The sequence below is a fragment of the Agromyces sp. 3263 genome, assembly GCF_031456545.1.
Taxonomy (GTDB): domain Bacteria; phylum Actinomycetota; class Actinomycetes; order Actinomycetales; family Microbacteriaceae; genus Agromyces.
Genome location: NZ_JAVDUV010000001.1, coordinates 1,800,142 through 1,820,331, shown reverse-complemented (window position 1 = coordinate 1,820,331; position 20,190 = coordinate 1,800,142). Strand labels below are relative to the sequence as shown.

The window sequence follows — 20,190 nt, the reverse complement described above, 5'->3', positions numbered from 1 at the left end:
GCCACGATCCGGGCCCCGGATGCACCTCGCAGGTGCGTTTGCTACCCTCGACCCCGCATGCGGGAAACAGACCAGCGGCCTTCGGGGGAACGGCGCGCGGCTCGACACGGGGCCGCGGGCCGTCGTTCTGCTGCGCCCACGGCGTCCGGTCGCCCGGCTCGCTCGTCGCCTTCGACGGGTGCGGGCCCGACGTCCTCGGCGGGTCGGCGCTCGGCGCCCACGCCGGCCGCACCCGCCCGCCTCGCGCGCCGACTCGCGCCGCTCGCGGCATCCGTCGCGGTGCTCGGGCTCGCCCTGACCTTCGCCCTGGCGCCCCAGCCCGCCGCGATCACGGCCCCCTCCGCGGCATCCGACACCCTCGGCGGCGACACGCAGACGTTCGACGTCGCCGCGGACATCGCGGCGCCGACGGTCTCGCACGAGTCCTACGTCACGACGACGGGATCGCAGACGCTCATCGAGGGCGGCACCAACGTGGACTGGGCGAAGCTCGTGCTCATCGACGGGGACTGGCCGGTCACCGAGGAGAACATCACGTTCATGATGCGGTGGATGCGCCAGGAGAACGGCGCCGACAACTGGTGGAACCGCAACAACCCCCTCAACAACGGGCAGGGCTCGGGCGGCGGATCCGGGCTCGGCAGCTACCCGACCCTCATCGAGGCGGCGTTCTACGCGGCGCAGAACCTCCAGTCCGGCCGATACCCCGCCGTCGACGCGGCACTCGCACGCGGCGACTCGGCGGATGCGACGGCGCAGGCCATCTGGGCGTCGGCGTGGGCCTCGAGCCACTACGGCTACGGCACCCACTGGAGCTCGCGCCCCTACGAGGTCATCGAGGCACCGGCCTCGGCCTGGGGACGCTGAGTCGCGAGCCCGTAGGCGTCGTGCGGGCGACTAGCCGCGCTCGAGCGGCCGCCACACGACGACGGCGTTCTCGCGGCGCACCCGGGTGCCGGCGCGCAGCGACACGATGTCGCCCGCCGACCCGGCGGCGAACACGCGCCGCCCGGGTCGGTTGAGCAGCTCGTCGGCGAGCATCGCCTCGAGCTCGCGCACCCGGTCGCGCAGCACCGTCACCTCGTCCTCGAGGTCGAGCACGCGGCGGATGCCCTCGAGGCTCACGCCCTCGCTCGACAGCTGGGCGATCTCACGCAACTGCGCGACGTCGCGCATCGAGTAGCGGCGGGACTTGCCGGCGGTGCGGGTGGGCGACACGAGGCCCAGGCGGTCGTACTGCCGCAGCGTCTGCGGGTGCATGCCGGCCAGCTCCGCCGCGATCGAGATCACGAAGAGGGGGCTGGTCTCGTCCATGCTCACGGCCATGGCCTAGCGCTGCGCCCGTGCCTTGGCGAGCAGGTCGTCGCGCGGGTTCTCGTCGGGCAGGAGCGCCGCGAACTCCTCGAGCTTCTCCTCGGCCTCCTTCGAGAGGTGCGACGGCACGGCCACCTGCACGACGGCGAGGAGGTCGCCCGTGCCCTTCGAGGTCTGCACGCCGCGGCCCTTGACGCGCAGCACCCGTCCGCTGGGCGTGCCGGGCGCCACTCGGAGCTTCACGGGCTCGCCCCCGAGCGTCGGCACCTGGATGGTGGCGCCGAGCGTCGCCTCGGTGAATGTCACGGGCACGTTGACGCGCAGGTTGAGGCCGTCGCGCTCGAACACGGGGTGCTTGCGCACGTGCACGGTGAGGATCAGGTCGCCGGGCTCCCCGCCGTCGGGCGAGGGGTGCCCCTTGCCGCGCAGCTTGATCTTCTGGCCGTCGGCCACGCCGGCCGGGATGCGCACCGTGATGGGCTTGCCGTCGGAGGTCTCGAGGGTGATCTGCTCGCCCTTGGTGGCGGTGATGAAGTCGAGCGTCGTCGAGGCCGTGACGTCGCGCCCGCGCGACGGGCCGCCGAAGCCACGGTAGCCGCCGCTCGGCTGCCCGAACCGGCCGCCGCCGAAGAGGCCGCCGAGCAGGTCGTCGTAGTCGCCGCCCTGCTGGAACGTGTACTGCTGCCGGCCGCCGCCCTGGCCGCCGAACATCGTGCCGAACACGTCCTCGAAGCCGCCCGCGCCACCGCCACCGCCGGGCGCGGTGAACCGTGCGCCCGAGCCCATCGCCCGGATCGCGTCGTACTCCTTGCGCTGCTCGGGGTCGGAGAGCACCGAGTGCGCCTCGCTGATCTCCTTGAACCGCGCCTCGGAGGCGGCGTCGCCCGGGTTCGAGTCGGGGTGGTACTTGCGTGCGAGCTTGCGGTAGGCCTTCTTGAGCTCCGCCTCGCTCACGTCCTTGGAGACGCCGAGCACCTTGTAGAAGTCCTTGTCGAACCAATCCTGACTGGCCACCGGCACCTCCCTTCCCTGAAGTCTGTCTGAAATCCGTGACGGCCGGTCCGCGACATCCGATGAGCGGATGCCGCGGGCCGGCCGAACTGCCTTACAGCGGCGTCTTCACGACCACCTTCGCGGCGCGCAGCAGCGTGCCGCCCAGCGTGTAGCCGGTCTCGACGACGTCGGCGACCGTGTCGACCTCGACCTCGTCGGACGGCTGCTGGAAGATCGCCTCGTGGCGCTGCGGGTCGAACGGCTCGCCCACCTCGCCGAACGGGGTGAGCCCGAGCTTCTCGACGGCGCCGCGCAGCTTCGCCGCGATCGTCGCGAACGGGGCGTCGCCCTCGAGGTCGCCGTGCTTCTCGGCCCGGTCGAGGTCGTCGAGCACCGGCAGCAGCACCGCGACGGCCGCGCCGACCGCGCGCTCGCGCTCGATCTCGCGATTCGCCTCGGTGCGCTTGCGGTAGTTCGCGTACTCGGCGGTGACCCGCTTGAGGTCGGCGAGGTGCTCGTCGGTCGGCTCCTGCACCTCGGCCTGGGCGGCGTTCAGGATGTCGTCGACGGTCAGGACGTCCTCGTCGGCGTCGGCCGGCGCGGATGCCGCGGCAGCGTCTGCTGCGGCATCCGTCGCCCCTGCGGCATCCGTCGCCTCACCGGCGTCGGGGGCCGGCTGGCGAACCTGACCCGTCTCGGGGTCGATCCGCCGCTTGTCGCGGATGACCGGCTCGTCGTGGTTCTGGTTCTCGTCCGACATGATTACTTCTTCTCGTCCTCGTCGTCGATGACCTCGGCATCGACCACGTCCTCGTCGGAGGACTGGTCGCCGGCGGCGCCGGACGCGTTCGCGTCCTCGCCGGGGTTGCCCGCGGCATCCGCCGTCTGCTGCTGCGACTGCGCGTAGATCGCCTCGCCGAGCTTGCCCTGCGACTGCGACAGCTTCTCGAACGCCGACTTCACCGCGTCGTCGTCGTCGCCCGCGAGGGCCGACTTCAGGCCGTCGACGTCGCCCTGCACCTCGGACTTGACGTCGGCGGGCAGCTTGTCGTCGTTGTCCTTGATGAGCTTCTCGATCGAGTAGACGAGCTGCTCGGCCTGGTTGCGGGTCTCGGCCGACTCACGGCGCTTCTTGTCCTCTGCCGCGTGCTCCTCCGCGTCGCGCACCATGCGCTCCACGTCCTCCTTGGGGAGGGCCGAGCCGCCCGAGATGGTCATCGACTGCTCCTTGCCGGTGCCCTTGTCGCGGGCCGACACGTGCACGATGCCGTTGGCGTCGATGTCGAAGGTGACCTCGATCTGCGGGATGCCCCGGGGCGCCGGCGCGATGCCGGTGAGCTCGAAGGTGCCCAGCGGCTTGTTGTCGCGGGTGAACTCGCGCTCGCCCTGGAAGACTTGGATCGCGACCGACGGCTGGTTGTCGTCGGCGGTCGTGAAGGTCTCGCTGCGCTTGGTCGGGATGGCCGTGTTGCGCTCGATGAGCTTCGTCATGATGCCGCCCTTGGTCTCGATGCCGAGGCTCAGGGGGGTGACGTCGATGAGCAGCACGTCCTTGCGCTCGCCCTTGAGGACGCCCGCCTGCAGGGCGGCGCCCACGGCGACGACCTCGTCGGGGTTCACGCCCTTGTTGGGCTCCTTCCCGGTCTCCTGCTTCACGAGCTCGGAGACGGCGGGCATGCGGGTCGAGCCGCCGACGAGCACGACGTGTGCGATGTCGGCCAGCTTGATGCCGGCCTCGCGGATGACGTCCTCGAAGGGCTTCTTCGTGCGGTCGAGCAGGTCGCTCGTCATGTTCTCGAACTGCGCGCGGGTGAGCGTCTCGTCGAGGTTCGCCGGGCCGTTCTCGGTGAGCGAGAGGTAGGGCAGCTGGATGCTGGTGCTCATCGAGGAGCTCAGCTCCTTCTTCGCCTGCTCGGCGGCCTCCTTGAGGCGCTGGAGGGCGATCTTGTCCTTCGAGACGTCGACCCCCGTCGAGTCCTTGAAGCGCTTGATCAGCCACTCGACGATGCGCTGGTCCCAGTCGTCGCCGCCGAGGCGGTTGTCGCCGGCGGTCGCACGCACCTGGATGGTGGAGAAGTCGTCGTCCTTGCCCACCTCGAGGAGGGAGACGTCGAAGGTGCCGCCACCGAGGTCGAAGACGAGGATGAGCTCGTCCTCCTTGCCCTTGTCGAGGCCGTAGGCGAGGGCCGCGGCCGTGGGCTCGTTGATGATGCGCAGCACGTTGAGGCCCGCGATCTCGCCGGCCTCCTTCGTGGCCTGGCGCTCGGCGTCGTTGAAGTACGCCGGCACGGTGATGACCGCGTCGGTGACGGTGTCGCCGAGGTACTGCTCGGCGTCGCGCTTCAGCTTCTGGAGGATGCGCGCCGAGATCTCCTGCGGCGTGTACTTCTTGCCGTCGATCTCCTGGGTCCAGTCGGTGCCCATATGGCGCTTGACCGACGCGATGGTGCGGTCGACGTTGGTGACGGCCTGGCGCTTCGCGGTCTCGCCGACGAGCACCTCGCCATCCTTGGTGAAGGCGACCACCGACGGGGTGGTGCGGAAGCCCTCGGCGTTCGCGATGACGGTGGGCTCGCCACCCTCGAGGACGCTGACGACCGAGTTGGTGGTGCCGAGGTCGATGCCTACTGCTCGTGACATGTGTGTTTCTCCTTCTGCCGGGAGGAGGCGCGAGCGGATGCCGCGTGCGCTCCCTGGCGGGTCGGCCCGGCCGTCCTGGCCCGCGACCGAAGTCCGTATCGCCGGAACTTGAGTCCCGACGACTCAAGTGTTCCAGCGGCCATTCGACGTGTCAAGTCGACGCCGCAAAACTTGAGTACACAAGACTCAACTCCCAGTGGCTTGCCAGCATTCCCCGGCGGGTGGCCCTGCTGCTCCCGGCGCGGTCGGTCACACCCGCGAGAGGACGGCCCCGATCAACGCCGACAGCGGCGGCGGCATGCGGGAGTCGTCGATCGCACTCACGAGGATGGGTGCGAACTTCGCCTTCCGCCCGGCGTGCGTTCCCATGAACCGCCGCAACTGCGCCTCGACCGATCTCACGCGCTGCTCGGGCTGGTATTGGAAGGTGCGGAAGCGGCCGAGCTCCCCGTGCTCGGCGAGGAGCTCCCGCGCCCGTGCGGGACCGACCGCGCGGATGAGCTCGCCCTCGAGGTCAGGATCGCAGGCGAAGAACCCCGCCGCCGCGAGCTCCGGCGGCGGTCCGACCGTCGTGGGCTCGGCCGGCGGTCCTCCGCCGGCCAGGAGCCCGGCGTCCGCCACCGCATCCCTCACGTACGCGGCCTCGGGCAGGTCGTAGAGCCCGAGCAGCCGCGGCGAGCCCGTCGAGCGCGACGACGCCAGCTCCGCCAGGTGCCGTCGCAGGTTCGTCACCCCGTGCATCGACACGACGACGGCGCCGGCGCCGGTGAGGTCGACGCCGCGCCGTGCGGCGGCCGCCTCGACGGCCAGGCGGTCGCTTTCGCCCTCCACCAGGACGACCGTCGTGGCATCCGGCACCGGCGCGGCAACACGCATGGGAGGAGCCTAGCCGCGGATCATCCTGCAGCGGATGGTCTGCCGCGGGTGAATACCGACACGGCGGGTCGGCCCATCAGGGCCTGCACCGATGGACGAGATGCACGACCGGACCATAAGCTCCGCTTCATGACCCTTCGAGCCGCGTCCGGCGCCGGCATCGTGGCCGCCGTCCTCACCGTCACCGTCCTGAGCGGCTGCACCGCCGCGCCGCCCGCGCCCAGCAGTTCGCCCTCGCCGGCCACCACCGCATCGAGTGCACCGACTCCGGAGCCGGAGTCGGTTCCTGACGCCGCGACCTGCGAGACCGTCCTCACGGACGAGGGCTACCAGAAGCTCGCCGCGGACGGGCTGGAATCGCTCCCTTCGCCGCAGGTCTTCGATGCGCTCGCCGTTCGCATGGTCGAGGCGGGCGGCGTGGCATGCGCGTGGGGCAAGCCGAACACCGACCTCGTCCTCACGGTCGTGCAGGTGGGCGTCGCCCCGGGCGAGCAGGAGGCCTGGTCGCAGACACTGGCGGAGTCGGGATACGTACTCAGCGATGCACCGGTCGCCGGGGCCTACAGCGGACCGCCGGATGCCGCGAACGGCATCAGCCCCGTCGCCCTCCCCTCGTCGACCACGCTGACCTTCGTGAGCTCGCCGGCGTTCGCCGGCATGGTCGCCTCGACCGACTAGCCGAGCATGGTTCCCTCCGCAGCCGCGGAGGGCTTCGGGTCGGGCAGGCGCCGCATGCGGAACGCGTTGAGCACACCGAGCAGACCCGCGAGGATCGGCACGAGCAGCGCCACCTGCAGGGAGATGATGCGGGAATCCGCGTTGATCGCGAGGATCTCCTCCTGCACCTCGGGCGTCTGGCCGACGAGCAGTTCCGCGAGCCCGGTGTTGGTCATGATCTCGGCATCCTCCTCGAGCACCGATGAGACCTGCTGCTGCTCCTCCGTCGAGAGCACGGTGCTCGCGTCGGCGCTCGCAGTGAACGTGAAGGCCAGCGTCGCGAGCATGATCGCGCCGGCGAAGGCGAGTCCGAACGAGAGGCCGAACGAGCCGGCCGCCGAGTTGACGCCCGCCGCCTCGCTCACGCGCTCGTCGGAGATCGGCGAGAGCGTGTAGTTGTTCAGCTGCGAGACGAGCAGGCCGAGGCCGCTGCCCGAGATGATGAGCGGGATGGTGAGGTACCAGCCCGAGTCGGCGATGGGCACGAGCGGCACGAGGATCGCGAGGCCCGCCACGACGAGCACGAAGCCCCAGAGGATGATGTTCGAGGGACGCTGCGTGAGTCCGCGCCCGGCGAGCAGCGCGACCGCGAACATGCTGAGCGAGAGCGGCGCGATGGAGAGTCCCGCCTGGAGGGCGTTGTACTCGAACACCATCTGCAGGTAGATCGGGAGCACGATCATCGTGCCGCCGAGCGTGATCTGCTGCAGCAGCTGACCGCTGGCCCCGGCGCGGAACATCCTCGACTCGAAGAGCGCGGGATCGAGGAGCGTGGGCTTGCCGCGGCGCTTGCGGGTGCGCAGCCAGAAGACGAGCAGCCCGAGGGCGAGTACGCCGATGCCGATGATGAGCCCGACGTAGCCGCCGCCCTCCTGCCAGACGAGGATGCCGGTCACGACGCCGCCCATGCCGACGATGGAGAGCAAGGCGCCGACGAGGTCGATCGAGCGGTCGCCGTGGTACGGCACGTCCTTCACCAGCCCGATGCCGGCCAGGACGACGGCGATGATGACGGCCTCGAGCGCGAAGCCGACGCGCCACGAGAGGAAGGTCGTGATGAATCCGCCGAGCAGCGGTCCGACTGCGGCGGCGATGGCAGCTGATGCCCCGACGAGCGCGTACACCCGCTTCTGCTGGGCGCCCTCGAAGTTGCCGTGGATGAGCGATTGCATCGCGGGCAGAAGCAAGGATGCGCCGATGCCGCCGATGATCGCCCAGAAGATGATGATCGCCGTGAGGTCCTGGGCGAACACCATCGCGATGGCGCCGATCGCGTAGCCGAGCAGGCCGAGCACGTAGGCGAGCTTGCGGCCGATGAGATCGCCGGTCTTGCCGCCGATCAGGATGAATGCCGCCGAGACCAGCGCCTCGAGGGCGATCGCCCCCTGCACGCCGCTGACCGTGGTGTCGAGGTCGTGCACCACGGCCGAGATCGACACGTTCATCAGCGAGGTGTCGACGACCAGCACGAACATCGCCATCGCGAGGAGGATGGCAAGTCGTCCGTTGAACGGCGCCGTGGCGCCCTGCCCTGCGCTCATGGCTCACCCAACCACACTCGCGGTCGCCGCCGATAGAGGCGCTGGGGCATCCGCTCACGTGTCGGGCGCCGTAATCGATGACCCCCTCGCGCTTCGGGCCGGCCGAGGGCTAGGCTCGGCCCCATCGGGTTGGGGGACCCGCTTCGGGGGAACCGTATGCCCGGCGCGCGGGGGAGGCGCTCATGGGAATGCAGACTGCAACACGCAACGAATCGACGACGAGTCCGGCACGGCCGGGAGATCGTCGCCGCAAGATGCTCGCGATCCTCGCGGGCGGGCTGGTGCTCGGCGTGGGGGCCGCGGTCACGCTCGCCGTGTGGAACGACTCTGAGTTCGCGACGGGCACGTTCGGGTCGGGCCAGTTCGAGCTCGAGGGCAGCCTCGACGGCACGGCGTTCAGCAGCTCCGAGACGGCGCCGGGCAAACCGCTCGCCTTCGCGGTCGACGCCGACCTGCTGAGTCCGGGTGCCGTCGTCTACGCACCGTTCGCGGTGCAGCTCTCGTCGGACTCGACCTACGAGGCATCCGTCGACCTCGCGAGCACCACGTCGGGCACGATCGGCGCTGAGCTCACGTACTCGCTCTACGACGTGGGCGCCACGTTCGGTGCGACGTGCTCAGCGGCGACGCCGCCGTCGGGCACGGCGCTCGTCACCGACCAGCCGGTCGCGAGCCCGACGCCCGCCGCGGTGTTCGAGCTCACGGCGGTGACCGACCCCGTGAACCTGTGCTTCGTCGTCACCGCGAGCTCCACGCTCCCGGCCGCGCAGACCGGCACGGTGACGTGGGAGTTCCTCGGCGAGTCGACCGACCCGCTGCCGTAGCCGCAATGGGAATCCACGTCGAGGCGCCGGAGCGGGGACGGCGCAGCCGCATCTGGCGCGCCGTGCTCGCCGGCGGACTCGTGCTGGGCGTCGGCGCCACGGTGACGCTCGCCGCCTGGAACGACAGCGAGCAGGCCACCGGCAGCTTCGCCGCGAGCGTGTTCGGCACGGAGTCGCAGAGCGCCGGGTCGCCGACGTATGCGAGCAACACGACCGCGCCGGGCGCGACGCTGTCGTTCGCCGCGACCGCGATGTCGCCCGGCACCTCGACGTACGCCTGGCTCAACGTCCGCACGACGACCACCTCGACGGTCGGCGGCACGGTCGCGCTGGCGGCCGTCGCGAACAACGGCGGCGGCCTCGTCGGCGCCCTCCAGTACCGGGCGGTGCGCATGGCGTCGGCGAACCCGACGTCGACGTGCGCGGCCGCGGCGTTCACCGGCACGCCGGCGTTCATCGCCGGCGGCGCGTCGACCTACCTGCCCGTCACGCAGGTGCCGGCGTCCGCGGTCGCGAATCCGATCGGCGCCGCCGGCGCCCAGCTCGGGTTCTGCTTCGAGGTGCAGGTCGCGCCCAATGCGGCGAACACCTTCCAGGGCACGTCCGCGACGGTGACGTGGCAGTTCAACGCCGCCTCGACCGGGTGACCGACGGATGCCGCGTGCGCGCCGTTCCCGCTCCGTGACCTCGGTCGCGGGCGACGCGCTGCTCACGCTCGCGGCCATCGCCGGGGCGGCGTGCATCCTGCTCGTGGTCGCCGCGCTGCTGTTCGACGTGGGCATCGTGCTGTTCCGCACGGGGTCGATGAGCCCGACCATCCCGGCGGGCTCCGCGGCGCTCGTCCGCGAGGTGCCCGTCGGCGAGCTCCATGTCGGCGACGTGGTGACGGTCGACCGGCCCGGTCGCCTGCCGGTGACGCACCGGATCGTCGCGATCGACGACGGGGGAGCCGGCGGTGCGCGACGACTCACGCTCCGCGGGGACGCGAATCCCGTCGACGACCCGCAGCCCTACGAGGTGCCGACGGCTCGGATCGTGCTCGCGTCGGTGCCGGGTGTCGCGCCGGTGATCGGCTCGATGGGGCATCCGGCCGTCATCGGCGGCCTCACCGTGGGCGCGACCGCGCTCGTGGTGTGGGCGTTCTGGCCGCGACGTCGCCGCGAGCCACCGCCGCCGCCGCCCGTCGATCCGCGGGAGCCGGCAAGCACGACGGCGACTACGGCGTCGCTCGTGATCGCCCTCCTCGCGGTCGCGGCGGCCACCGTGGCGCAGGCACCGATGTCCGCCTCGGCGGCGGTCGAGGAGTCGGTCGTGCAGGGGCAGGTGCTGCGCCTGACCGCGATCGGCGATCCAGAGCTGATGCAGCGCATGACGCCCGGCGACACGGTCGCGTGGGAGGTCGGCATCTCCGCCGACGCGCCCGAGCCGGGCACCATCGACGTCGGCATGATCGGCAGCGGGGACGCCGGGCTGGGGCTCGTGGTCGAGGCGAGCTGGTGCGCGGTGCGCTGGACGGGCGGCGCCTGCGACGACCCGGTGCCGCTGCTCGCCCCGGAGCCGCTTCCCGTGGACGGCGTGGCCCAGGAGTTGCTCACCATGACCACCGCCGAGCAGCGCTGGATCCGGTTCCTCGTCACGATGCCCGTGTCGGGCTCCGACGCCGCCGGGCTCGCCGACCTCGAGGTCCACGCGGTCGGCTCCGGCGATGAGGTGCGGATCGGCACGGCGCCCGGCTCGGGTGCCGGCCTCGGCGCGACGGGCCTCGACGCGACCGTGCCGATCGCCGCCGCGGCGGCCTCGGCGTGCGTCGGCGCGTTGCTCCTGCGGCGAGCGCGGAGGCTCGGGCGATGACCCGCCGGCAACGCGTTGCAGCGGCCGGGGTGCTGCTCGTCGCGGCATCCGTCGCGCTCTGCACCACCACGGCGCAGACGGATGCCGCGTGGAGCGACACCGAGGTCGGGACCGGGTCGTTCGCGGCCGGCTCGGTGACCCCCGTGACCACGATGACCTGCACGGCGGGGCTGCTGCAGCCGGTCACCTACAACTGGACGGCACCAGCAGGCGGCCTCACGAGGACCGGCTACCGCTGGACGGTCACCGGTGCGCTCTCCGGGTCGGGCACCCTCGCACCCGCCGCGACCTCCGTGACCCTCAGCACCGGGCTGCTCGGCCTTGGCTCGGGCACGTTCTCGCTGTACGCGGTCGGGCCGGGCGGGTGGGAGTCCACGGCGAAGACCGGGACGCTGTCGTTCGCGACCGTCGTGCTCGATGTCCTGTCGAGCTGCTCGGTCCCTTGAGCGGCCGATCGCCGAACCGGCTCTGGACACCGGCGCCACGCGAGGCGTATGCTCGCGTCTTGGCCGCAGTCGCGGCATCCGCAGCACCGAGGCGAAAGGAGAGTCCGATGAACGTCATCGTCGTCGCGCGCATCGCAGACACCCTTTCCTGTGAGGCCTCCCGCCCGTAGCCGCAAGGCCGGCACGTCGGTGGCCTCCGCAACCTCGGAGACACCGTGACCTTCCTCTCGTCGCTCGACGACACCCCCTCGAGCACCCGTTCCGCCACGCCGTTCGGCGCGGCATCCGACTCCCTCGCATTCCAGGCCGCCGAGCCCGGCGAGGGACAGCGCTGGTCCACCTGGCCGGCGACCATCCCCACCGAGCGCGGCCCCGAACCCCGCCCCGACTGGCTCGTCACCTCCGCCGCCGCGATCGACACCGAGCTCGGCGTCGTCAAGACCGGCAAGGAGGCGAACCTCGAGCTGATCGAGCGCGCGATCCCGGATGCCCCGCCCGACGTGCCGGGCAACCGCGTGCTGCTCGCCGCGAAGCGGTATCGCACGAGCGAGCACTCCGACTTCCACCGTTCGGCGATCTACACCGAGGGCCGTGGCCTGCGTCGCACCCGCGACGTGCGCGCCGTGGCCAAGGGCACCTCGTTCGGTCGCGCGGTCGCCCGCGTGCAGTGGGCCTACGCGGAGTTCGACGCGCTGACCCGGCTGACCGAGCTCGGGGCATCCGTGCCGTACCCGGTGCAGGTGCACGACACCGAGGTGCTCATGGAGTTCATCGGCGACGGCCGGGTCGCGGCGCCACGGCTCGCGCAGGTGCGAGCGGATGCCGCGGAGCTGCGGGAGCTGTTCCACCAGGTCGTCGACTTCATGCGGCTCCTCGCCCGCGCCGGGCTCGCGCACGGCGACCTCTCGCCCTACAACCTGCTCGTGCACCACGGCCGCGTCGTCGCCATCGACCTGCCGCAGATCGTCGATCTCGTCTCGAACCCGCAGGGGTTCGACCTGCTGCACCGCGACTGCGTGAACGTGTGCGACTGGTTCACGCGGCAGCGGCTCGAGTGCGACGCCGAGGAGCTGTTCGGCGAGCTCGTCGGCGAGGTCGGCTTCTAGGCGCGGGCGGCAGCCGGCGACGTCCCGGTCGGCGCCAGGGGCTCCTGCAGCGCCTCGGCCAGGTCACGTCGCGAGCGGGCGCCGAGCTTCCGCAACGCCTTCGACATGTGGCTCTCGACGGTGCGCATCGAGAGGAAGAGCTCGGTCGCGATCTCCTTGTTGGTCAGGCCCGCGGCGGCCAGGTCGACGACCTCGCGTTCGCGTTCGGACAGTTCGACGCCGAGCGCCCGACGCCCGCCCCGCCACCGGGACGGGATGGCGATCCCGTGCTCGCGCATCCGCCGGGAGACGCGTGAGAAGTCCCGGCGGGCACCGAGCTCGCCGAAGACCGCGAGCGCCGACGCGAGCAAGGCCGACCCGCGGTCGTCGCCGCGCTCGAGCAGGAACGTGCCCAGGCGCTCGGCGATCCTGGCCTCGGCCACGCGCGCTCCGGCGTGCTGCACGATTGACAGCGCCTCTTCGAGCATCCGCTCGGCCTCGACGCCGTCGTCTTCGGCCATGATCGCCCGGCAGACGAGCAGGGCCGCGCGCGCCGACGGGGCGTCCGCCCCCGTGACCCCGGTCTCCAGCTCGTCCATCAGCGGCAGGGCGCTGGCCGGCCCGCCGAGCGCTGCCCGTGCCTCGACGATGCACTGCACCGGCTCGCCCGCCCACGCCCACAGCCCCTTCGCCCGGACCAGGTCGAGCGCCAGGGTCGCCTGCTCGTGGGCCGCCGCCGGATCGTCGACCACCAGTAGCAACCGCGCCAGGGTCGTCCGTGCAGCCACCAGCGGCCAGACCACGCCGACGTCCTCGGCGTCGTTGATGACGCCCCGCAGTGCCCGAGCCGCCTCGACGGCACTGCCGGTGGAGGCAAGCAGCGCAGCCTGCAGCAGTCGGGCGTCGACCACCGCGCCCCCGAACTCGGTCGGCTCGTCGACGAATGCGTCCACGCGCTCGGCGATCGTCGCCCACCGTCCGGCGAAGAAGTCGGTCGCGAGCGACACCAGGTCGATCACGCCAGCCACCCTCACGTAGTCGGCGCGAGCCGCGACCCGCTTCGCCTCGGCGATCAGCGCGTCGGCGCGGTGGACGTGTCCGACGTGCAGTGCACCCTGCGCCCAGTTGAGGCAGGCGCGGGTGTGCTCGCGCGGATTCGACGCGAGCGCCGCGCCGTTCCGGACCTCGTCGATCGCTCGCCAGGCCCCGGGATCGCCCTGCTCCAGCAGGAGGGACGTGCGGGCGATCCGCACGGCGAGGTGTACCGCGGCGTCCCCGCTCAGCCGCGCCGCCTCCTCGGCCTGCTCGCCCCAGGCGGCGTGCGCGTCGACGTGCGCGCCCACGGCGATCTCGGGCACCGCCAGCACCGCGAGCGCCCTGGCCGCCAAGGCCGGTCGATCCTGCAGGTCGGGCAGCGACATCCGGATCTGGTCGAAGCCGGCTCGGGCCAGCCCCTGCTGGCGCAGCATCCGACCCAACGCGAAGCGCAACTCGCCACGCACCGCCGGCGCAAGCGAGCCGACCTCCAACAGGCGAGTGAGGATGGGCACGGCCTCAGCGTGCGCGAGTCCGTCGACCGCCACGCGACCGAGCTTCCCGGCCAGCCTCACCCGGACGGCGAGCGGCACCCGACCGGACTCGACCACCTCGAGGAGGAACCGGGCGGCCGCCGAGTCGTCCCCGTTCGTGGCGGCGAGATCCGCCGCCTGCTCGGCGTAGTGGACGAACTCGGTCGTGTTCCCCGCCCGCTTGCTGTGATATGCCAGCCGCGCGCTGGGGACAGGGCCGGGGCGCGCCGAGATCGCCGCCGTCGCCCGCTGATGAAGCCAGCGCCGACTCGTGGCCGGGAGGCTCTCGTACACGACCTGCTGGGCGAGTGCGTGCCGGAACTGCGGTCGATCATCCTCGTCCTGCAGCAGGCCGACGGCCTGGGCGCTCGCGATGGCGCCTACCACCTCGCGGGTGGAGCGCTCGGCGACGGCGGCGAGCAGTTCGACATCAACGCGACGGGACAGCACCGACGCCACGCCCACGATCTCGCGGGCCAACGGGTCGAGCACCGACAGCCGCTGCAGCACCACCTCGCGCAGCGCGGTCGGCACGGTGAGGCCGTCCAGCAGTTCGAGGCTCTCGGGCAGGCGCTCGAGCAGCGTGCGGAGCACCTCTTCGAGCACGAACGGGATGCCGCCCGTCTTCTCCCGCAGCTCCTCGGCGACGCGTGCCGACAGGTCGACTCCCAGCACCTGCCGTGCGAGCTCCCGCACCTCGGCGGCGTCGAGCGGCGCCGGCCTGAGCATGGTCGCCGGGCCGGCGGGGGCCCGGGCGAAGGCTTCGCCGACCGGCAGGGGCCCCGACTCCGCTCGGGCGGTCAGGAGCACCGCGAGGTTCGGCGGCTGGTGGAAGGCCAGGAATCGGAGCAGGTCGAGGGTGCCGCCGTCGGCCCAGTGCGCGTCCTCGATGACGAGCGCCACCGGCCCCAGGTGCTCCAGCAGTTCGGCCACGGCACGGAACACCTGGTGCCGGGCGGCACCGGGCTCGGCGACGGGGGGCGGCGGGGGTGGCAGGAGGTGCGCGAGCTCGGGCATGAGGGGGGCGAGCGCTCCGGTGACCGCTCCCAATGCCTCGGGCCTGATCGCCGGCGCGGCCTGCCGGAGCGCGTCGAGCACCGGGCCGAGTGGGAACGGTTCATGCAACTGCTCGCACTGTCCGATGAGCACGAGCATCCAGGACAGCGCCGGGTCGGCGGCCACCTCGCGCACCAGTCGGCTCTTGCCGATGCCCGCCTCGCCTTCGACGATCGTGAGGGACGGGGTCGTGCTGAGCGCGGTGCGCAGGAGATCCAGGTCGCGGTCGCGGCCCACGAGCGCCGAGGCCGACGATGAAGGCCGGGGAGGGGGGCGATGGCGGGCGCTGATCTCGGGCAACTCCCATCCGTGACACGGTGCGGGCCCGTGGTGCGAACCCGGTGCGCTGAGCAAAAGCCAGTGTAAAACACGGATGTTCCGACGGTGTTTCCCCGCATAGCGTCCCCACAGCGGACCCGCGCGGGCGGGCGGACTCGGAGGGCACCATGCGACACGCACGTTGGACACGATCACGCGGGGGGTGGCGCTGGTTGGCGGCGCTCGCCGCCACGGCGATGCTGGCGACCGGGGCACAGGGGGCGGTCGCCGCGCCCGATCCGGCCGGAACCGGCCAGGCCGGGGCAGGCGACGAGGCGCAGGTGGAGGTGGCGGTACCCGGGGCGACGCCGGAGCCCGCGGAAGGGGCGGAGGCGAAGGCCGAGACGGAGCCCCGGACCTACATCGTGCAGCTGGCCCTCGACCCGGTCGCGACGTACGACGGCGGTGTGCCCGGCCTGAACCGCACCCGGCCCGAACGAGGGAAGAAGCTGGACCCGCAGGCGCCCGAGGTGGCGGCGTACTCGGAGCACCTGCACGGCGCCCAGCGCGCAGCCCTGGCCAAGGTGAGCAAGGGCACGCCGCGGCAGCAGTACGTCTACGCGTTCGACGGCTTCTCGGCCGAGCTGACGGCGGCCCAGGCTGCCGACTTGGCCGCGCAGCCTGAGGTCGTCGCGGTGACCCCCGACGAGCTCGTCGAGTCGACGACCTCGAACACGCCCTCGTTCCTCGGCCTCGATGCACCCGGCGGTATCTGGGAGCAGCTCGGTGGCCCCGAGGGCTCCACGAAGACGGCGGGTGCCGGCGAGGACATCGTCATCGGCGTGATCGACTCCGGCATCTGGCCAGACAGCCCGAGCTTCTCCGACCGGGTGGGCAATGCCGAGAAGGGCAAGCTGGCCTACAAGCCGCTGAAGTTCGCCGGGCGCTGCGACTCGGAGCAGACCGTCGGGGACGACTCATGGGATGCCGACCTCTGCAACAAGAAGCTGCTCGGGGCGCGGCACTTCAATGCCGCCTGGGGCGGCGACGCCGGCGTGGCCGCCGAACTCCCGTGGGAGTTCCTGTCTCCCCGTGACTACAACGGGCACGGCACGCACACCGCGTCGACCGCGGCCGGCAACCACGACGTCGAGGTGACGGGGCCGGCCGCTCCGCTCGGTGCGATCACGGGCATCGCCCCGCGTGCCCGGGTCGCCGCCTACAAGGCGCTGTGGTCGGCCGAGGACGGCTCGACGGCGAACGGCTACAACTCGGACATCGTCGCCGCCATCGACCAGGCCGTCGCGGACGGGGTGGACGTCATCAACTTCTCCGTCTCGGGAACCGCGAGCGACCTGCTCGACGCCGCCGAGATCGCCTTCCTCAACGCGGCCGCGAGCGGCATCTTCGTCGCCGCGTCGGCAGGCAACGACGGCCCCACGGCGGGCACCGTGGCGCACCCGTCGCCGTGGGTCACCACGGTGGCCGCGGGAACACACAACCGGAGCCTCGTCGGATCGGTCACCCTGGGTGACGGCTCCGAGCACGCCGGCGCCTCGGCGGCCCCGACCGCCGTCGGACCCGCCCCCTTCATCGACTCGGCCCGCGCCGGGATCCGCGGCGCTGCCGATTACAAGGTCGAGCAGTGCTGGGCCGCGTCCGACAACGGCGGCACGCCCGTGCTCGACCCTGCGCTCGTCGCCGGCAAGATCGTCCTCTGCGACCGCGGCGAGAACGCGCGCGTCAACAAGAGCCGGGCGGTCGCGGAGGCCGGCGGCATCGGAATGGTGCTCGTGAACACGGCGCCCGACAATGTCGTGGCCGACTTCCACGCGGTGCCGACGGTGCACGTGGCGGACACCGAGCGCGGCGCGCTGAAGGCCTACGCGGCCACGGCGGGCGCGACGGCGACGATCGCGAAGGGCGAGGTGAACCTCGACGCACCGGCACCCACCGTGGCGGCGTTCTCCTCACGAGGTCCGAGCAGCGCCGCCGGCGGCGACCTGCTGAAGCCCGACCTGATCGCGCCCGGGCAGGACATCCTCGCCGCGGTCGCCCCTCCCGGCCAGGCCGGCATGGACTTCAATCTGATGAGCGGCACGTCCATGTCGGCGCCGCACGTGGCGGGACTCGCGGCGCTGCTGGCCGACCGGCACCCCGACTGGTCGCCCATGATGATCAAGTCGGCCCTCATGACCACCGGCACCGACGTGCTCGACGGCGACCCGGGCGACCCGACCACGCTCTACGGACAGGGCGCGGGGCACGTCGTCCCGAACTCGGCCGTGGACCCGGGCCTGGTCTACGACAGCGGCGTGGACGACTGGATGGCCTTCCTCTGCGGGACGACCAACGGGGTCGAACCGCAGTCCTGCGACGACCTGGAGGCGGCGGGCCACTCGCTCGACGCGAGCGACCTGAACCTCGCGTCGATCGCGATCGGCCGGGTCAACGGCACGGAGCAGACGGTGACGCGGTCGGTCACCAACGTCGGCGACGCCCCGAGCACGTACACCGCGCAGGTGACGGGACTCGAGGGACTCACGGTGACGGTGGAGCCGAGCACGCTGACGCTCCAGCCCGGCCAGAGCGCGGCGTTCGCGCTGACGCTCACGGTCCCCGAGGGCACGCAGAGCGGTGCGCTCGCGGGACAGCTGACCTGGAGTGACGGCGATCACGACGTGCGCAGTCCCATCGTCGTGCGAGGCCTTCGCAACGGCGCCGAGACGTGGGAGGCGCGCTTCGACGGGCCCGCGGGGCCGGCCGGCCGGCCGGACGACGAGGCGTTCGGCTCGGCCGTCACCTCCGACGGTTCGCGCCTCATCGTCGCGGGGAACAGCTACCCCGCGGGCTTCGGCACCTTCCGGCCCGACTTCATCACGGCAGCCTACGACCCCGAATCGGGTGAGGAACTGTGGTCGACCACCTATGACGGCCCGGTCCAGGGCGGCGACGAACTGACCGGGTTCGGCCTGAGCCCCGACGGCTCGACGGTGTTCGTTGCCGGTAGCTCCGGCGGCGAGGGCACCGAGTCCGACTTCGTCACGATCGCCTACGACTCCACGACCGGGGAGCAGCGCTGGCTGCAGCGGTTCGACGAGCAGGGCTCGGGCGACTTCGCGGCCGGGCTGACGGTGAGTCCGACGGGTGACCTGGTCTTCATCACCGGCATGGCGACCCGGGAGCAGTCGACCGACTACGCGACCATCGCCTACGACGCCGCGACGGGCGAGCAGGTGTGGATCTCGTACTTCGACGGTCCGGGCCAGGAGACCGAGGATCCTCGCGACATCGCCGTGAGCCCCGACGGCAGCACCGTCGTGGTCACCGGCCAGAGCGCGGGCGCCGAGGGATCCGGACTCACCAACTTCGGCACGGTGGCCTACGCGGCCGCCACCGGAGCGGAGCTGTGGTCCGCTCAGCACGACGGCCCCGCGCACGGCATCGACCTCCCGACGGCCGTCGCCATCGCCGAGACCGGCACGGTGTTCGTCTCGGGGTCGAGCGGCGCCGAGAGCAACGACTGGGCGACGATCGCCTACGACGGCACGACCGGCGAGGAGATCTGGACCACCCGCTACGACGGCGACGGCGCAGCGACGGACACCCCGCGCACGTCGGTCGTCTCGCCCGACGGAGCGACCCTCGTGGTCACGGGCAACTCCGACGGAGTCGGCACCGACTCCGACTACGCCACCGTGGCGTACGACATCGCCACGGGTGCGCAGTTGTGGGTCGCCCGGCACGCCGGCACGGCGAACGCGCTCGATATCGCGCAGTCGGCCACGGTCACCCCGGATGGCCGCCACGTGATCATCACCGGCTTCGTGGACAACGTCGAGTCGCGCCGAGACTACGAGACCATCGCGTACTCCCTGGCCACCGGCGAGCAGGTGTGGTCGGCTGACTACGACGCGGGCTCCGGCACGGATGCGGCGACCGCGATCACGAGCGACGTGACCGACGAGGGTCGGCTCCGCGTCTTCGTGAGCGGTTCGAGCGCGGTGCTGGAGGGCTTCGACGAGAGCGACTCCGACATGACCACGCTGTCGTACGTCGATCCGCTGCCGGCCGGGTAGTCGGCGGGTCCTCCCACCAGCGGCGCCGCCCAGCCAGGGCGGCGCCGCTGCGGCATCCGCGCACCTTGGGCGGTCGTCATCGGGTCAACGGCGACACCGGGTCAAGGGGTTTCCGGATGCCGCGGCGCGCCCTAGTCTCGCGACCGTGCGACTCGTGACGTGGAACGTGCTGTGGCGCTTCGAGCCCGACTGGCGGGCGCGTGAGGCCGGGATCCTGACGACGCTCGAGCAGCTGGAGCCCGACGTGATCGGCCTGCAGGAGTGCTGGGGCACCGCCGAGACGTCGCAGGCGCACGTCGTCGCCGAGCACCTCGGATTCCACGCGGCCTTCGTGTCGCCGTCGCTTCCGCCGGTACCCGATCCGCCCGAGCACCCCGACCAGGCGGGGGTGCTCATGGGCGTGGGGCTCGTGAGCCGCTGGCCGATCCGCGACGTCGCGAGCCACGGGCTCCCCGTCAGCCACCGCCAGGTCGCGCCGACGGCGCTCGCGGCGCGGATCGATCACCCCGAGACCCCGTTCGACGTGATCGTGGCGGCGACCGAGTGGGAGCCCGACTTCGCCGACGACCACCTGGCGCAGACCCGGCGCCTCGCCGAGTTGCTCGCGGCGGCGTCGTCCGGCCCGCCGCGATTCCTCCTCGCCGACCTCAACTGCGACGCGAGCCAGCCCGAGTTCGATCCGCTCGCCGCCGTCGCGGACGACACGTGGGAGCTCGCCGGCGGCGACCCCGAGGCCGTGACGTTGAGCTCCGCGGTGCCCTTCGCGCCGCTCGAGGCGACGAAGGAGATCGACCGCCGCATCGACCACGTGCTGGCGCGGCGGGGCGCCGGTGTCGTCGCGGATGCCGCGTTCACCGTCGACACGCCGGTCGACGGGCTGTTCCCATCCGACCACTTCCCGGTCGTCGCCGATGTGCGGTTCCCCTGAGGGGTTCGCGGGCG

General features: G+C 72.1%; 16 protein-coding genes. 9 read left to right on the top strand and 7 right to left on the bottom strand.

From position 1 onward, the window contains the following. Positions 1-57: 57 nt before the first annotated feature. Positions 58-867 (top strand): hypothetical protein, encoded by an 810-nt coding sequence (locus J2X63_RS08295; RefSeq protein ID WP_309976011.1) that lies wholly within the window; start codon positions 58-60, stop codon positions 865-867. A gap of 30 nt (positions 868-897) precedes the next feature. Here J2X63_RS08295 and J2X63_RS08290 read toward each other — a convergent pair whose 3' ends face one another. From J2X63_RS08290 to J2X63_RS08270, 5 genes are all read right to left on the bottom strand, one after another. Continuing rightward, positions 898-1,314, bottom strand: coding sequence for a heat shock protein transcriptional repressor HspR (locus tag J2X63_RS08290; protein WP_309977864.1), 417 nt, complete (start codon positions 1,312-1,314; stop codon positions 898-900). A gap of 15 nt (positions 1,315-1,329) precedes the next feature. Further along, a complete protein-coding gene (locus J2X63_RS08285) occupies positions 1,330-2,328 on the bottom strand; it encodes a DnaJ C-terminal domain-containing protein (protein WP_309976009.1) in 999 nt (332 codons plus the stop codon). Between the two features lie 91 nt (positions 2,329-2,419). Then, entirely contained in the window at positions 2,420-3,067 is a 648-nt protein-coding gene (locus J2X63_RS08280; protein ID WP_309976007.1) for a nucleotide exchange factor GrpE, read from the bottom strand. A gap of 2 nt (positions 3,068-3,069) precedes the next feature. Then, the gene (dnaK, locus tag J2X63_RS08275) at positions 3,070-4,947 is read right to left on the bottom strand and encodes a molecular chaperone DnaK (protein ID WP_309976005.1); all 1,878 of its coding nucleotides are present in this window, start codon (positions 4,945-4,947) and stop codon (positions 3,070-3,072) included. 249 nt (positions 4,948-5,196) lie between these two features. Continuing rightward, on the bottom strand, positions 5,197-5,823 hold the full coding sequence (locus tag J2X63_RS08270) for a TOPRIM nucleotidyl transferase/hydrolase domain-containing protein (protein ID WP_309976003.1): 627 nt from the start codon (positions 5,821-5,823) through the stop codon (positions 5,197-5,199). Between the two features lie 129 nt (positions 5,824-5,952). Between J2X63_RS08270 and J2X63_RS08265 the strand changes: the two genes are divergently transcribed. Further along, complete coding sequence (locus tag J2X63_RS08265; RefSeq protein WP_309976000.1) at positions 5,953-6,501, top strand: hypothetical protein; 549 nt, start codon at positions 5,953-5,955, stop codon at positions 6,499-6,501. Here J2X63_RS08265 and J2X63_RS08260 read toward each other — a convergent pair. Further along, positions 6,498-8,081, bottom strand: a complete 1,584-nt coding sequence (locus J2X63_RS08260; RefSeq protein ID WP_309975998.1) for an MFS transporter — start codon at positions 8,079-8,081, stop codon at positions 6,498-6,500. The genes J2X63_RS08265 and J2X63_RS08260 overlap by 4 nt on opposite strands. A 188-nt stretch (positions 8,082-8,269) precedes the next feature. On the opposite strand from J2X63_RS08260, the gene J2X63_RS08255 reads away from it, so the two are divergent. From J2X63_RS08255 to J2X63_RS08235, 5 genes are all read left to right on the top strand, one after another. Continuing rightward, positions 8,270-8,905, top strand: a complete 636-nt coding sequence (locus J2X63_RS08255; RefSeq protein WP_309975995.1) for a SipW-dependent-type signal peptide-containing protein — start codon at positions 8,270-8,272, stop codon at positions 8,903-8,905. Between the two features lie 5 nt (positions 8,906-8,910). Then, positions 8,911-9,552, top strand: coding sequence for a SipW-dependent-type signal peptide-containing protein (locus tag J2X63_RS08250; protein ID WP_309975992.1), 642 nt, complete (start codon positions 8,911-8,913; stop codon positions 9,550-9,552). A 34-nt stretch (positions 9,553-9,586) separates the two neighbouring features. After that, positions 9,587-10,756: a S26 family signal peptidase gene (locus tag J2X63_RS08245; protein WP_309975990.1), complete on the top strand. Its 1,170-nt coding sequence runs from the start codon at positions 9,587-9,589 to the stop codon at positions 10,754-10,756. Next, positions 10,753-11,202 (top strand): hypothetical protein, encoded by a 450-nt coding sequence (locus tag J2X63_RS08240; protein ID WP_309975988.1) that lies wholly within the window; start codon positions 10,753-10,755, stop codon positions 11,200-11,202. Before J2X63_RS08245 ends, J2X63_RS08240 begins: the two co-directional genes overlap by 4 nt. A 215-nt stretch (positions 11,203-11,417) precedes the next feature. Further along, positions 11,418-12,308, top strand: a complete 891-nt coding sequence (locus tag J2X63_RS08235; RefSeq protein WP_309975986.1) for an RIO1 family regulatory kinase/ATPase — start codon at positions 11,418-11,420, stop codon at positions 12,306-12,308. Here the strand turns inward: J2X63_RS08235 and J2X63_RS08230 are convergent. Further along, positions 12,305-15,148 carry an AAA family ATPase gene (locus J2X63_RS08230; RefSeq protein WP_309975984.1) on the bottom strand — a complete coding sequence of 948 codons (2,844 nt, stop codon included), beginning with the start codon at positions 15,146-15,148 and terminating at the stop codon, positions 12,305-12,307. The two genes, J2X63_RS08235 and J2X63_RS08230, sit on opposite strands and share 4 nt — an antisense overlap. 209 nt (positions 15,149-15,357) lie before the next feature. Here J2X63_RS08230 and J2X63_RS08225 point away from each other — a divergent pair, with 209 nt between their 5' ends. Next, the gene (locus J2X63_RS08225; protein ID WP_309975982.1) at positions 15,358-19,248 is read left to right on the top strand and encodes a S8 family serine peptidase; all 3,891 of its coding nucleotides are present in this window, start codon (positions 15,358-15,360) and stop codon (positions 19,246-19,248) included. Positions 19,249-19,393: 145 nt separating this feature from the next. After that, positions 19,394-20,176, top strand: coding sequence for an endonuclease/exonuclease/phosphatase family protein (locus J2X63_RS08220; protein ID WP_309975980.1), 783 nt, complete (start codon positions 19,394-19,396; stop codon positions 20,174-20,176). Positions 20,177-20,190 lie beyond the last annotated feature (14 nt).

Bases quoted from the DNA above. Each gene is read 5' to 3' on its own strand.
- J2X63_RS08240 (WP_309975988.1), top strand. From the start codon at position 10,753: ATGACCCGCCGGCAACGCGTTGCAGCGGCCGGGGTGCTGCTCGTCGCG.
- J2X63_RS08250 (WP_309975992.1), top strand. From the start codon at position 8,911: ATGGGAATCCACGTCGAGGCGCCGGAGCGGGGACGGCGCAGCCGCATC.
- J2X63_RS08280 (WP_309976007.1), bottom strand. From the start codon at position 3,067: ATGTCGGACGAGAACCAGAACCACGACGAGCCGGTCATCCGCGACAAG.
- J2X63_RS08265 (WP_309976000.1), top strand. From the start codon at position 5,953: ATGACCCTTCGAGCCGCGTCCGGCGCCGGCATCGTGGCCGCCGTCCTC.
- J2X63_RS08260 (WP_309975998.1), bottom strand. From the start codon at position 8,081: ATGAGCGCAGGGCAGGGCGCCACGGCGCCGTTCAACGGACGACTTGCC.
- J2X63_RS08295 (WP_309976011.1), top strand. From the start codon at position 58: ATGCGGGAAACAGACCAGCGGCCTTCGGGGGAACGGCGCGCGGCTCGA.
- J2X63_RS08255 (WP_309975995.1), top strand. From the start codon at position 8,270: ATGCAGACTGCAACACGCAACGAATCGACGACGAGTCCGGCACGGCCG.
- J2X63_RS08290 (WP_309977864.1), bottom strand. From the start codon at position 1,314: ATGGACGAGACCAGCCCCCTCTTCGTGATCTCGATCGCGGCGGAGCTG.
- J2X63_RS08270 (WP_309976003.1), bottom strand. From the start codon at position 5,823: ATGCGTGTTGCCGCGCCGGTGCCGGATGCCACGACGGTCGTCCTGGTG.
- dnaK (WP_309976005.1), bottom strand. From the start codon at position 4,947: ATGTCACGAGCAGTAGGCATCGACCTCGGCACCACCAACTCGGTCGTC.
- J2X63_RS08225 (WP_309975982.1), top strand. From the start codon at position 15,358: ATGCGACACGCACGTTGGACACGATCACGCGGGGGGTGGCGCTGGTTG.